Origin of the sequence: Affinirhizobium lemnae, from assembly GCF_022968395.1 — a bacterium.
GTDB classification, from domain to species: domain Bacteria; phylum Pseudomonadota; class Alphaproteobacteria; order Rhizobiales; family Rhizobiaceae; genus Neorhizobium; species Neorhizobium lemnae.
Genome location: NZ_JALJQZ010000001.1, coordinates 191158 through 205215, shown reverse-complemented (window position 1 = coordinate 205215; position 14058 = coordinate 191158). Strand labels below are relative to the sequence as shown.

At 57.7% G+C, this 14058-nt stretch carries 10 protein-coding genes and 1 tRNA gene; 7 read left to right on the top strand and 4 right to left on the bottom strand.

The features are described 5' to 3' along the window. The first annotated feature begins 62 nt into the window (after positions 1–62). Both MUU53_RS00950 and MUU53_RS00945 read left to right on the top strand, forming a co-directional pair. Positions 63–1310, top strand: coding sequence for an NAD(P)/FAD-dependent oxidoreductase (locus MUU53_RS00950; RefSeq protein ID WP_247259176.1), 1248 nt, complete (start codon positions 63–65; stop codon positions 1308–1310). Between the two features lie 11 nt (positions 1311–1321). Next, positions 1322–2626 carry an NAD(P)/FAD-dependent oxidoreductase gene (locus MUU53_RS00945; RefSeq protein WP_247259175.1) on the top strand — a complete coding sequence of 435 codons (1305 nt, stop codon included), beginning with the start codon at positions 1322–1324 and terminating at the stop codon, positions 2624–2626. Between the two features lie 68 nt (positions 2627–2694). Here the strand turns inward: MUU53_RS00945 and MUU53_RS00940 are convergent, their stop codons facing one another. Then, the gene (locus MUU53_RS00940) at positions 2695–3732 is read right to left on the bottom strand and encodes a Fe(3+) ABC transporter substrate-binding protein (RefSeq protein ID WP_377307255.1); all 1038 of its coding nucleotides are present in this window, start codon (positions 3730–3732) and stop codon (positions 2695–2697) included. 174 nt (positions 3733–3906) lie between these two features. On the opposite strand from MUU53_RS00940, the gene rirA reads away from it, so the two are divergent. The 3 genes from rirA to MUU53_RS00925 all read left to right on the top strand — a co-directional run bounded on the left by rirA (position 3907) and on the right by MUU53_RS00925 (position 6634). Next, on the top strand, positions 3907–4377 hold the full coding sequence (gene rirA, locus MUU53_RS00935) for an iron-responsive transcriptional regulator RirA (protein WP_062555410.1): 471 nt from the start codon (positions 3907–3909) through the stop codon (positions 4375–4377). An 87-nt stretch (positions 4378–4464) separates the two neighbouring features. Continuing rightward, the gene (locus MUU53_RS00930) at positions 4465–5493 is read left to right on the top strand and encodes an AbrB family transcriptional regulator (protein ID WP_247259174.1); all 1029 of its coding nucleotides are present in this window, start codon (positions 4465–4467) and stop codon (positions 5491–5493) included. Positions 5494–5974: 481 nt separating this feature from the next. Beyond that, on the top strand, positions 5975–6634 hold the full coding sequence (locus tag MUU53_RS00925) for a TetR/AcrR family transcriptional regulator (protein ID WP_247259173.1): 660 nt from the start codon (positions 5975–5977) through the stop codon (positions 6632–6634). Positions 6635–6816: 182 nt separating this feature from the next. On the opposite strand, the gene MUU53_RS00920 is transcribed toward MUU53_RS00925, so the two are convergent. Further along, positions 6817–8313, bottom strand: a complete 1497-nt coding sequence (locus tag MUU53_RS00920; protein WP_247259172.1) for a CoA-acylating methylmalonate-semialdehyde dehydrogenase — start codon at positions 8311–8313, stop codon at positions 6817–6819. 105 nt (positions 8314–8418) lie between these two features. On the opposite strand from MUU53_RS00920, the gene MUU53_RS00915 reads away from it, so the two are divergent. After that, on the top strand, positions 8419–9306 hold the full coding sequence (locus MUU53_RS00915) for a LysR family transcriptional regulator (RefSeq protein WP_247259171.1): 888 nt from the start codon (positions 8419–8421) through the stop codon (positions 9304–9306). 23 nt (positions 9307–9329) lie between these two features. Here MUU53_RS00915 and MUU53_RS00910 read toward each other — a convergent pair. After that, a tRNA-His gene (locus tag MUU53_RS00910) sits at positions 9330–9406 on the bottom strand. Positions 9407–9546: 140 nt separating this feature from the next. Beyond that, positions 9547–9993 carry a phasin gene (locus tag MUU53_RS00905; protein WP_247259170.1) on the bottom strand — a complete coding sequence of 149 codons (447 nt, stop codon included), beginning with the start codon at positions 9991–9993 and terminating at the stop codon, positions 9547–9549. 235 nt (positions 9994–10228) lie between these two features. Between MUU53_RS00905 and MUU53_RS00900 the strand changes: the two genes are divergently transcribed. Beyond that, a complete protein-coding gene (locus MUU53_RS00900) occupies positions 10229–14041 on the top strand; it encodes an ATP-binding protein (RefSeq protein WP_247259169.1) in 3813 nt (1270 codons plus the stop codon). The last annotated feature ends 17 nt before the right edge of the window (positions 14042–14058 follow it).

The window sequence follows — 14058 nt, the reverse complement described above, 5'->3', positions numbered from 1 at the left end:
CAAGCGATCCCGCACGGACGCATGGTCACCCACGAATTCAATACAGCGTGAGACAGTCATTCATGTCGGCAGATGCAATTGTTCTGGGTGCGGGTATCATCGGCGTTTCAACCGCCGTGCACCTGGCGAAACGTGGAAAATCCGTTGTTCTGGTGGACCGCCGCGAACCCGGCGAAGAAACCTCCTACGGCAATGCCGGCCTCATTCAGCGCGAAGGCGTTGTTCCCTATGGCTTTCCCCAGCAGATCGGCATGATCCTGCGCTATGCGCTGAACAACCGGATCGACGCGCACTATCACCTGAGCGCCGTTCCATCGGTCGCGAAGTTTCTGGCGAAGTACTGGTGGAATTCGAATGTCAGCCGGCATCAGGTTATCGCCAAGGCCTATGCGCCTCTCATCGAGCATTCCATCTCCGAACACGATGCCCTGATCCGTGAAGCGGATTGCGAGCATCTGATCAAGAAGGACGGCTGGACGGAAGCGTTCCGCACACCGGCCAAACAGGATGCGGAAGTCCGGGAGGCCGAGCGGCTGAAGCGGGAATACGACCTGAATTTCAAGGTGCTGGATGCCAGGCAACTGGCCGAGAAGGAACCGCATCTTTCAAACGACTTTGTCGGTGGCCTGACCTGGGTCGAACCCTGGTCGGTGCTCGATCCGCACGCGCTGACCATGGCCTATGTAAAGCTGCTGGAAAGGCTCGGCGGACGGTTTGTGCGCGGCGATGCGACGACGCTTGTGCGCACCGGCGCCGGGTGGCGGGTGACGACGGATGAAGGCACCATCGAGGCGAAAGACGTCGTCATCGCTCTCGGCCCGTGGTCTGATACCGTCACGGCACCGCTCGGCTATCGTTTCCTCGTCGGTGTGAAGCGCGGTTACCACATGCATTACGGCACGCGCGACAACAAGGTGTTGAATGGCTGGACCATGGATGCCGAACGCGGCTATTTCCTCGCCCCCATGAACCAGGGCATCAGGCTGACGACCGGTGCTGAATTTGCGCTTCGGGACGCACCAAAAACGCCTGTGCAGCTTGAGCGCGCCGAAGCCGTAGCCCGGACGATCTTTCCGCTTGGCGAGCGCCTTGACCGCGAACCCTGGATGGGAGCGCGCCCCTGTACGCCCGACATGATGCCGATCATCGGCAAGGCGCCGCGTCATGATGGCCTGTGGTTTGCCTTTGGCCATTCGCATCATGGCCTGACGCTCGGGCCGGTCACGGGCCGCCTGATTGCAGAAGCCATCTGTGGTGAAAAACCTTTCATGGATGCCTCAGCCTATCGCCCGGAGCGATTTGCAATCTAGCGGGGAGCCGAATGACGTCCGTATCCGCGCAGTCAGACAATGCTGGTCATGCCAACAGCTGGTACGCGGCATCGGCCCGCGACAGGCGCATTCGGCCTTCGCTGGCGGAAGATCTGCAATGCGATGTGTGTGTCATCGGCGCAGGGTTTACAGGCGTCTCGGCAGCCCTTGCTCTCGTTGAACGAGGTTTCTCCGTCGTTATCCTGGAAGCGGAACGCATCGGCTTCGGTGCGTCCGGACGAAATGGCGGCCAGATCGTCAACGGCTATAGTCGGGATCTGGCAACGATCTCGGCGCGCTACGGGAAGGACAAGGCCGTCAGGCTGGGTGAAATGTCGCTCGAAGGCGGCGCGATCATCCGGGAGCGGATCTCCCGCTACGCTATCGATTGCGATCTGCGGGAGGGCGGTTTCTTCGCAGCCTTCACGCAGAAACAGATGCGCGAGATGGAGGTGCACAAGCAGGACTGGGAGCGCTACGGCCATCCCGGTCTCGAAATGATCTCGCGATCCGAAGTGGGAGCCTATGTGCAGACCGATCGCTATGCCGGCGGCATGATCGACCGCCTGGGCGGGCATATTCATCCGCTCAATCTGGTTCTTGGAGAAGCCAGGGCCTTCGAACAGCAGAATGGCCGGATCTTCGAGCGCTCTCGCGTTCTGCAGATGGACGATGGCGAGCGACCGGTCGTGCGCACGGCTGCGGGTTCCGTGACCTGTGACTACGTTCTGATCTGCGGCAATGCCTATCTCGCCCCGCAGTTTCCGGCGATCAGCGAGCGGGTCCTGCCTGTCTCAAGCCAGATCATTGCAACGGAACCGCTCGATCCAGCGCTGGCGCAGTCTCTGCTGCCGGCGGATTTCTGCGTCGAGGACGCAAACTATGTGCTGGATTACTTTCGCCGGACAGCCGACAATCGCATTCTTTACGGCGGCGGCATCGGATACGATGGGCGCGATCCGCATGATATCGCCGAGGCAATCCGGCCAAAGATGCTGAAAACGTTCCCGCAACTGGCCCAGACGCGCATTGATTTTGCCTGGGGCGGAAACTTTGCCCTGACCTTGACCCGTATTCCCCATATCGGGCGTCTCTCACCGCGCGTCTATTTCTCTCATGGAGACAGCGGTCACGGTGTGACGACGACGCATCTTCTGGGCCGCATTCTGGGCGAAGCGGTGGCGGGCCATGCGGAACGCTTCGATGTCTGGGCTTCGCTACCGAACCTGCCCTTCCCCGGAGGAAGCCGCTTCCGCGTGCCGATCACGCAGCTCGGCGCGTGGTGGTATGGGCTGAGAGACCGACTTGGCATCTGAACGACGTAAAAAACGCCGATGGAGTGACCAACGGCGTTTCAATGACGGACATCTGATCTACGACAGACTTACTTCGAAGGACCTTCGTTGAAGCCCACCTTGTCGACCAGTTCCGATGCCTGCTTGCGATGCTTGGCGATCTCGGTCAGCGCAATCGTATCCGGCTTGATGGTGCCGAAGGACTTGACGATTGCGGATGGCTCAGCGCCCGTCATGACCGGGTACTCGAATACCTGCTCGGCATAGATCTTCTGGCCCTCGACCGACGCCAGGAATTCCATCAGCTTCAGCGCGTTGGCCTTGTTGGGAGAATTCTTCGCAAGCGCCATGCCTGACACGTTCACATGCGTTCCGCGATCCTTGACGTTCGGAAACAGAACCTTGATGGACTTCGCCCATTCCTTCTCTTCCGGCGCCTTGTCGTTTGTCATCATCAGGCCGACATAGTAGGTGTTGCCGAGCGAGATGTCGCACTCGCCAGCCATGATGGATTTCGCCTGGCTACGATCATTGCCGTCCGGCTTGCGCGCAAGGTTGTTCTTCAGGCCCGTCAGCCATGTCTGCGTATAGTCTGCGCCGTGATGGGCGATCATCGAGGCGAAGAGAGCAATGTTATAGGCATGCTGTCCATCGCGAATGCAGATCTTGCCCTTCCACTTCGGGTCAGCCAGTTCTTCATAGGTGATCTCGGACTGGGCGACGCGATCCTTGGAGGCATAAACCACGCGACCACGGGTGGTGAGGCCAAACCATTCTCCATCCGCATCGCGAAGCGACGCCGGAATGTCCTTGTTGATGAGCGCATTGTCCTTCACCGGCTGGACCACACCGCCATCCTTCGCTTCGGTGAGACGCTGGATGTCGATCGTCAGAATGACGTCCGCCGGGGAGTTTACCCCTTCAGCCTTGATACGCTCCACCAGTCCCTTGTCGAGGAACAGGACGTTGGTTGCAATGCCGGTTTCTTTCGTGAAGCGATCAAGAAGCGGCTTGATCAGTTCGGGTTGACGATAGGAATAGATGTTCACCTCACCTGCGGCATGAGCAACCGTAGACGACATCAGCGCCAGAGCGCCCGCCAGAGCAATGCGCGTGAGTTTTTTCATGAATGTATCCCTCCACTAATAATTCTGGACTGGCTCATTCAGGAAAAGAGGGGCACAGTCAACTCACGGCCCTGTGAGGCCCACCTTAAGATGAACAAAATTTTCATATTTTGGAATTGTTCAAAAGAAGCTCAAGGCTTATATGTGTGTCGAACGGGAAACACGGAGACTGGCATGCGCTTGACCAAGCAGACGAATTACGCCGTACGTATGCTGATGTACTGCGCAGCCAATGATGGCAACCTGAGCCGCATCCCTGAGATCGCCAAGGCCTATGGCGTCTCCGAACTGTTTCTGTTCAAGATCCTGCAGCCTTTGACAAAGGCAGGTCTCATTGAGACTGTCCGCGGCCGCAATGGTGGGGTTCGCCTCGGCCGTGCAGCCGACAAGATCTCCCTGTTCGACGTCGTAAAGGTGACGGAAGACAGTTTTGCCATGGCAGAATGCTTCGAAGACGGCGCCGTCGAATGTCCCCTTGTCGATAGCTGCGGCCTCAATTCCGCGCTTCGCAAGGCGCTGAATGCCTTCTTCGACGTCCTGACGGAATACTCGATCGACGATCTGGTAAAGGCACGTCCCCAGATCAACTTCCTGCTGGGGCTCGATGACCTTGCGCCGCGTCCGCGTGCCGCTCTGCCGGCCTGATGACCGCATGGCGCGTTCACCCGGATTGAGGCTGAACGCGAGGGCCAACCACTTGGCTGGTCTGCAACACAGCGCTGCTAGGTGAAAATGTTCTCGCAGGATATCTGGCCGGTTGCCATCACCGCCGCTCTTGGCTTGATGGGCGCCCTGATTGCTTCGGCGCTTTCACTCCCCGCTCCTTATCTCATCGGACCTGCGGCATTGGTAACGCTTGGCAGCCTAACCGGGCTTGATCTCCAGGTGCCCCACCTTGTACGCAACGTTGCTTTCCTGTCGGTCGGCTTGTCGATGGGATCCGGTGTTACGCCGGAGGTTCTTTCAGCGGCACAGGCATGGCCCCTCAGCTTCATCACGCTGGCGGCCATGTCGCTTGCTCTTCTGCTGATCGTCTATGCAGTCCTGAAGGCGGTTTTCCGATACGACCCCATGACGTCCATGCTGGCGGCCTGCCCTGGACATCTCAGCTATGTCCTTGCACTGGCTGCGGGGGTCAGAAGCGATCTCGTGAGCGTCGGTGTCATTCAGAGCGTGAGAGTTCTGGCCTTGACGCTTCTTGTGCCCTTGTTTGTCGAGATGAGTGCCCCGATTGGCACGCCGATGCCGGTCGCCTCCACCACAATCACCCCCCTCGCTCTTTCGATGATGGGAGCGGTTGGCTTCCTGCTTGGTCGCGGCCTGGACAGACTTCGCGTACCGGCTGCTCTGCTGATTGGCGGAATGATCGTCTCAAGCGCGGCGCACCTCACCCATGTTGTTGAAGGTGGCATTCCGATTTGGCTTCAGGTCCCCGTCTACGTCGCTCTTGGCAGCATGATAGGATCGAGATTTGCGGGCGTCAGCCTGTCAGACCTGAGATCAGCCTGTATGGCAGGTCTGACCGCAACCATCATCGCCGGTGTCATTTCTGTCGCCGTTGCAATTGGAGTGTCGCGTTTACTTGGCGTTCCTCTACCAGCGGCCCTCATAGCTTTTGCCCCGGGAGGACTTGAGACCATGGCCGCCATGGCCATTATACTTCATGCCGATCCTGCCTATGTCGGTACGCATCATATTGTAAGACTTATATTTTTGTCATTCCTAATGCCCGCTATGATCGCATGGGTCCGGAAGCGCTAAATAATCATCTACAAAAAACCGTATTCAAAAAATGAGATATTCATGGGTTCATGCAGTTGAACCCCTGTACAACATGAAGTACTGACAGAGATAAGCGCAAACGTTGCAGATGCAAGCGCGAAGCAAAAATTGCGTTTTGATAACCTGTCAGACATGAGCTTACACGGGCAGTATGCTGTATGAGCGACCAAGAACAAAGGAATGCTTCTTATTTACTGAAGCAGTTAAGTTTTTCGAAATTCTGTTAGGCCGCACATGAGAAAGTCAGGATCTTCGGATGCAATCTGACAATGTGTGATGTCGATGAAGCTCAGTTCAGGTCGTTCGATCTGGTCTGACTTCAAGGCGGATGTAATGCTTGGAGAGATACGGGCTTCTCCAGTTAAAAATGCGTGAAGGTTTCGCCGAACGTGCATTCGCAAGTTTTCTGCAAGGAATACTTGTTATGCTGCCAGGCGCACCTGTCGAGGGGAGAATTAGAATGGACGCAACGGGAAACCAGATGGCCGATAGGCGTGATGTAGGTTCGCATTTTGCCCTGCGCCGCATTCCGAAGCAGGAACGCAGCCGCGAGCGGATCGATGAGATCCTGAAGGTGGCGATGGACCTGATCGGCCAGAAGGGGATCGACGCGGTAACGATGAAGGAAATCGCCAGCCTGTCAGGCGGGCCGATTGCCTCCGTTTATCAGTATTTCCCCAACAAAACGGCGATTATTGCCACACTGTACGAGCGTTATATTTCACAACTGCGTTCGATCCTTGCGGGCGCCCTGCCTCAGATCAACGAAGCGGGTGGAATTGCCGATGCTGCGGAAGAGATGATCACACTCTATGCGAGTTTCGTACGCTCCCATCCGCATGTTCAGGATCTGATCAATGCAGTACAGGCGGACAAGCTGCTCGAGGATATCGATATCAAGGAAGCGAGGCAGATCGCAGACATGTTCTGCAAAGCTTCGGAAGCCTTCGTTCCGGCCAACCTGCGTGAGGAATTTGTTCGTACCGCCTTCGTCATGTGTCACCTGACGGTCAGCATGGTGCGACTGGCGATAAAAGTGGCAGACGACGAAGGCGACCAGATCGTATCTGATTTCAAGGCATCAATCCGTCATCAGTTGGGACGATTTGTCAGCAAGTGACGTAAACGCGTCCGGTGACCAGTATTTTGAATGGCCCTGCCCGACCGGCGGGGCCGTTTTCGTTTCAAAGCGTGTCGTTATCGCAAAACCGCTTCACACTCTTGGCTACGACACGTTTCAGCAAGACGCACACAAAAAAAGGCGGCTACGCGAGCCGCCTTTCTGGTCTGATCGAGTGATGATTACTTCATCGTCGGCATGACGAACTGGGCGCCTTCCTTGATGCCGGAAGGCCAACGGCTGGTCACCGTCTTGGTCCGGGTCCAGAACTTGATGGAATCCGTGCCGTGCTGGTTTAGATCGCCGAAGGATGAAGACTTCCAGCCACCGAAGGAGTGATAGGCCAGCGGTACAGGGATCGGAACGTTGACGCCCACCATGCCGATATTGATACGGCTGGCAAAGTCGCGAGCTGCATCACCATCGCGGGTGTAGATGGCAACGCCGTTGCCGTATTCATGCTTCATCGGCAGATCGAGTGCTTCTTCGTAGGTCTTGGCGCGGACGACCGAGAGAACGGGACCAAAGATCTCGGTCTTGTAGATGTCCATGTCCGGCGTCACGTTGTCGAACAGGCAGCCGCCGATGAAGTAGCCGTTTTCATAACCCTGGAGTTTGAAGTCTCGGCCATCGACCACAAGCTTTGCACCGGCTTCGACGCCGCTGTCGATGAGGCCCAGAATACGGTCGCGTGCTTCCTTGGTGACAACCGGTCCAAGGTCGGCCTTGTCATCAGTGTAAGGACCGATGCGAAGGCTTTCCACCATGGGTGTGAGCTTCTCGATAAGGCGGTTCGCCGTATCTTCACCCACCGGCACAGCGACGGAGATGGCCATGCAACGCTCGCCGGCGGAGCCATAACCCGCACCCATCAGCGCGTTGGCAGCCTGATCGAGATCGGCATCCGGCATGATGATCATGTGGTTCTTGGCGCCACCGAAGCACTGGGCGCGCTTGCCGTTCATGGCCGCCGTTCCGTAGACATAACGAGCGATCGGCGTGGAGCCGACGAAGGAAACGGCGCCGATGTCCGGATGGGTGAGGATGCCATCGACAGCCGACTTGTCACCGTTGACGACGTTGAGAATGCCTTCCGGCAAACCGGCTTCGATCATCAGTTCGGCCAGACGGATCGGAACCGAAGGGTCACGCTCGGATGGCTTCAGAATGAAGGCGTTGCCGCAGGCGATTGCCGGCGCGAACATCCACATCGGGATCATGGCCGGGAAATTGAACGGCGTAATGCCTGCGCCGACGCCGACAGCCTGGCGGATGGAATACATATCGATGTTCGGACCAGCGCCTTCCGTGAACTCGCTCTTGGACAGATGCGGAATGCCGATGACGAATTCGCAGACTTCCAGCCCGCGGATGATATCGCCCTTGGCGTCTTCGATCGTCTTGCCATGCTCGCGCGACAGCATTTCGGCGAGCGAATCCATGTTATCATTCAGCAATTGAACGAACTTCATGAACACGCGTGCGCGGCGTTGCGGGTTCATGGCAGCCCATTTCGGCTGCGCAGCCTTGGCGCTGGCAACAGCAGCGTTCAGTTCTTCCTGGCTGGCAAGAGCGACTTCACCCTGCACTTCGCCTGTAGCGGGATTAAAGATGCCCTGCTTGCGGCCCGATGTACCGGCGACCTTCTTGCCGTCGATGAAATGTCCGATTTGATACATGGTGTTCCTCCAGTGTTGTGGCCGCAGTATGCGCTTTCATTTGCACAAGACAACAGCATGATTTACGCATCCATTGTGCAAATTTTATAGTCTGAGGCAGTGTCGATGGATTGGGACAATGTGCGCATTTTTTTGGCCGTGGCTCGCGAAGGCCAGTTGCTTTCGGCGTCTCGAAGGCTCGGGCTCAATCACGCAACGCTCGGGCGGCGCATCAATGCGCTTGAAGAGCAATTGCGGACGCGGCTCCTGATCCGCAAGCCCAGTGGATGCGATCTGACGGCAGAAGGACATGCCTTTTATGCCACGGCAGAACGCATGGAGACCGAGATGCTGGCGGCGCAGGCACGAGCAGGCAAAGTCGATGCTCCGATAGAAGGCATCGTGAGGATCGGCGCTCCGGATGGCTTCGGCGTATCATTTCTGGCCCCAAGACTCGGACCTCTGATGCGTCGGCATCCGAACCTGCGCATCCAACTTGTGCCCGTTCCTCGTTCCTTCTCGCTGTCTTCGCGAGAGGCAGATATTGCCATTACTGTCGAGCAGCCCTCGCAGGGGCGACTGATCTGCGCACGGCTGACCGATTACACGCTCGGACTTTATGCATCCGAGGATTATCTCAAGCGGCACGACGCCCCGCGCGATGTCGAAGACCTGCGGCATCATGCCAGGATCGGTTATGTGGAAGATCTGATCTTTTCCCCGTCGCTGAATTTCACCGGTGAAATCATGCGCAACTGGGATGCCAGTTTCGAAATCTCCAGCGCAATCGGTCAAACTGAGGCGGTTCGCTCAGGCGCTGGTATCGGCATCCTGCACGATTACATCGCAAGCCAAGTGCCGGAACTGCGCCGTATTCTTCCGGCTATCTCAATCCGCCGCGCCTACTGGACGAACTATCACGAGAGCCTGCGTGACATGGCACGCATCAGGACCGTCGTTTCGTTTTTACAGGAGATCGTCGGACAAAACAGAGCACGTTTCGTCCCCGAGTAACAACTTCAATCCTAAGGGAAAAATGGTACGGTTGGGGGGTCTCGAACCTCCGACCTCAGGTGCCACAAACCTGCGCTCTAACCAACTGAGCTACAACCGCACATCAGGCTGCGGACCGTTCGATCCGCTGCTCTGCGGCGTGACATAAGAGGATTGCGTTGTTTTTGCAAGCCCTTCTTTTGCCCCGCATACAAAAATGGCCGGACACGAATGTCCGGCCTATCCTTGGGAGGATATGGTTCAGGCAGGCTTGAAAGTGGAAAACGCCTTCTCAGCCGCTTCCTTGGCAGGCTTGGACACATCTTCCGAAACCTTGCGCGTTGTTTCCTGCAAAGCCTTGGCCTGCTCGACCGCGACTTCAGCCTGCTTCCGGATGAAGGCCGTCTGAAGCTCGATCAACTGCGCCACGGACTTGACGCCCAGGAGCGATTCCATGTGCGTCAGCGACAGGTCAGCATTGGTACGAATTGCGTCGATGGCCTTCAGGCCGATTTCGACAGAGGCGGACTGGGCCGTCTGCATGGTGGTTTCCACAACCTTGGTCGCTTCTTCAGCAGCGTCCTTCATCTTGGTGAAGGCTTCGCGGGACTGCGTTGCGCCCTTCTCGGCGAATTCACGGAAGCTGTCCGTCAGCTTGCTCGGATCGAAGGTCGAGAACGAGAAAATGTCATCAGTTCTGTATGCCATGTGATCTGTCCTTTTTTTGGTGAGCCCCAATCAGGAAAGCTCCATGACCTCCTATATAGAGGGTTTCGTTGTGCGTTGCAATATTTTTGTGCGCTGCACAATAATATTTTACAGATTAACCCTGTTCGGGTTTTATTCTCCCTGCCGCATGGACGCCCGAGGGCTGGGAAGTTACTAACAATGTGTTAATCTACCGTCTTAACAAATGGTGACGGTCCCGGTGCAAGGAAGCTTCATGTCCTCTGTACAGTACCCATTCATTGATCTTGCCGTGCATGAGCGCGTGAGGCTGAACTATGCCGCGGGCAAAGCGGTGATCATCTTCTCGGCCGCAATGGATGAGGTGATCTGGGCCAATGGGGCCGGTGCGCAGCTTTTCGGCCAGGCCAGCATTTATGATCTGATCGAACAGGGGCCGCCCGCAACGGACCTGACCTTCAGGCAGGCCAAGGCCAGCGCGCGCCCCTTGCAGAACACCGGAGATACGCGCAGTTTTCTCATTCGCATGACTGCGGGTTTTGACCGGGTGACCGTACAGGCGAATCTGGAACTCATTTCCCTTCCGAACGGCGACCATGCCGTGCTTCTCGCGGTCCCAGCCGGCGAGGCGCAGCCGGCAAGCCTGACCAGCGCGAGCCAGATGCTGCAGGGTTTCGATGACCCCTCTACCCATATGGCCGTTCTGGACCATCAGGGGGACGTGATCACCGCCTCGTCCGGCTTTTCCGGGCTTGCCTTGTCTGCCCAGACGATACAGTTGCTGGTGAGGCTTGCCGGGTCCGGTCCGGACCGGCTTATCAAACGCGCCGTACCGACCGGTTTCGGAAGCCTTCCAACAGCCATCGCGCGCCTGAGCGATGAGCCAGCTCTTTACCTTGTGATGCTTGTTCAACCCTCCCCGACCATCGAAGAGGTTGAAACAGAGACTGCAGTCGCGGAGGATGTTATCGCGGATCAACCGACTGCCAGCGGCAATGTCGCGGACGCTGCATTCGAGACGGCGCTTGATGCAGTAACTTCCATCGATGACATGGAGGAGGAACTCGACGAGGATCCTGACTTCGTGTCGCAGGGCGATGAAGATCCGGCAGACCATGCAGACATCGTTGACGAGACGGAGACTTCCGCAGCGGTGGTCGAACCCCTGAAAGAGAGCGTCGCAAACAGCGCGCTAATTCCTGACGCAAGCGATCTGGAGAGCTCAGCGGCACAGCCAGTATCCCCGCACCGGTCGTTGCGCCGCGAGACCCGCGCCACGCGTTTTGTCTGGAAAATCGATGCCGATGGCTATTTCAGCGAGATCTCGCCGGAATTGGCCGCATCCGTCGGACCGCACGCCGCAGAAATCGTCGGCCTTTCCTTTACGGACGTGGCTGCCTTGTTCAATCTCGATCCGGAAGGAAAGATTGCCGAATTGCTGAACCGGCGTGACACCTGGTCCGGCAAGACGATCTGGTGGCCTGTGGAGGGTACATCAGCGGTCGTGCCTATCGATTTGGCAGCACTTCCAACCTATTCGCGCAATCGTGAATTCGATGGCTTCCGGGGTTTTGGCATCATCCGGCTTGCGGACGCGGAAGAGGACGAGCACGCAATCGGCCTGACGTTCCTGGAAACCGGTTCGGATCCGGTGATCGCAGAGGATGCGACGCAGGATGAGAGCGCAGCCGAGGAGGCGCCAGACGCAACGAACGACGCAGCGAACAGCGATGGAACAGACGAGAACCTAGATCTGACACCGGTTGTCACGGCGGCGGAATCTCAAGACGCGCAGGTTGAGACAACAGAGGTTGAAGCCGAAACCGTGCCGCAGTCCGATGACGCCGCGTCTCAAATGGCAAGCGATGAACCCGCTGATGCGGATGCATCGCAGCCCATTGCAGAGACGACGGACGAGAGCACGATCGGTGATGACGCGGTAACGGAGGAAGAGGTCGAAGCCTACTATGTCGAGCTGGACGAGTGGGTTCCAGAGGAAGGCGACGAGAGGGCTACACCGACTGACGCGCCTGCTGCAATCAATACCCCGATCCCTCTGCCCGCATTCGAAAAGCCCGTTCTGCGCATCATCGAAAATCCGGGCCTGCGTTATTCCGACAAGGTTATCCGTTTCGACGAACGCCGGAGCAATCTGCAGGATGGCCTAACGGCGGGCGAACAGGCAGCGTTTCGCGAGATCGCCCGAAAGCTGGACGCGTTTCGCCGCGGTGAGGATCCAAAAGCGGAAATGCCGAAAGTCACAGCGGAGGAACAGCTGGATCCGAAGCCGAGCGACGTGCAGGCAGTGGACACTCCCGAGGCAGAGGCAGAGGCAGATAGCGAAGTAGCGCCGATTGCTTCTGCTTCGGCCGCATCCTTTGCGCCCCGCTCGCTGCTCGAAGCTGACGAAGAGCCTGTCGATGCAGCCGATCCCGACGTGCAGACAGAAGAAAGCGAAGCGGTAAAGGATGGTGAGACCGCTGCCGACGATAACCGAATCTCGCTTGCGGAAGCCTATGCACAGGCCATTCCCTTGCGTCCCCGGCCGGAATTGACAGCCGAGATCATCGATCAGATGCCAGTCGCTCTGCTGGTCCATAGCGGCGATACCCTTATCCATGCCAATCCGGAGTTCCTGCGCCTCACGGGCTATGCGGGTCTTGAAGATCTCAACGCCGTTGGCGGTCTCGATGCGCTTTTGCAGCGTCAGGATCTCGACGACAAGACGCACGAAGCCGGCGGCATGGTAGTGGTTCGCGAGGATGATTCCATCGTTCCCGTAACGGCGCGCTTGCAATCCGTTCGCTACGATGGCGCAACGGCTCTCATTCTCGCCTTGATGCCGAGCCAGGCCACTGTGGAGATGACAGAGCCCTCTGTAGAAGTTGCGCCGACCATATCGGCAGAAGCGCTCGAAGAGCATGCGCGGCAGGCAGGCGAGATTTCCCGTCTGCAGGTCGAGGTCGAGGAATTGCGGGCAATCCTGGATACCGCGACGGACGGCGTTGTGTTGATGGGTGCTGACGGAACTATCCGTTCCATGAACCGGGCCGCCAATGCGCTGTTCAACTATGACAACGAGCAGACCAGCGGAAAGCCGTTCGTCATGCTGTTTGCCCATGAGAGCCAGAAATCCGTTCTCGATTACCTGCATGGTCTCAGCAGCCACGGCGTCGTCAGCCTGTTGAACGATGGGCGTGAGGTGATCGGACGTGAAGCGGGCGGTGGTTTCGTTCCGCTTTTCATGACGATCGGCAAGCTTACGTCTTCCAATGGCTATTGCGCGGTCATTCGCGATATCACCCAGTGGAAGCGGACCGAGGACGAGTTGCGCAGCGCCAAGCGCGCAGCCGAAACGGCGAACGCCCACAAGAGCGATTTCCTCGCGCATGTCAGCCACGAGATCCGCACACCGCTGAATGCAATCATCGGCTTTGCCGACATGATGGCGACCGAGCGGCTGGGCCCTATCGGACACGCACGCTACATCGAATACGCCAACGATATCGGCCGCTCAGGTCGCCATGTTCTCGATATCGTTAACGATCTTCTGGATATCTCCAAGATCGAGGCGGGCGAGATGGAACTGGATTTTGTTTCCGTTGGCCTTAACGAGACGATTGCTGAAGCCGTCTCGCTTGTTCAGCCACAGGCAAATACCCAGCGCGTTATCATCCGCACGGCGCTCAGCCATGCAGTGCCTCCGGTGGTGGCAGATCTTCGCTCAGTCAAGCAGATCGTCCTCAACATCCTGTCCAACGCCATTCGCTTCACGCCATCGGGGGGACAGATCGTAGTTTCAACGTCCTACGAGACCAATGGCAGCGTGGTGCTGCGGGTGCGCGATACGGGCATCGGAATGACACGCTCCGAACTCGAACTGGCGATGAAGCCGTTCCGGCAGGTGGCCGGTGCGTCTCGGAAGCGTGGCGACGGAACAGGGCTTGGTCTTCCTCTGACGAAGGCTATGGTAGACGCCAATCGCGCTGTGTTTACCATCCATTCGGCACCGAACGAAGGAACGCTGGTCGAGATCACCTTCCCCTCGCCCCGTGTGCTGGCGAATTGAACGGATCGCGTAGGACG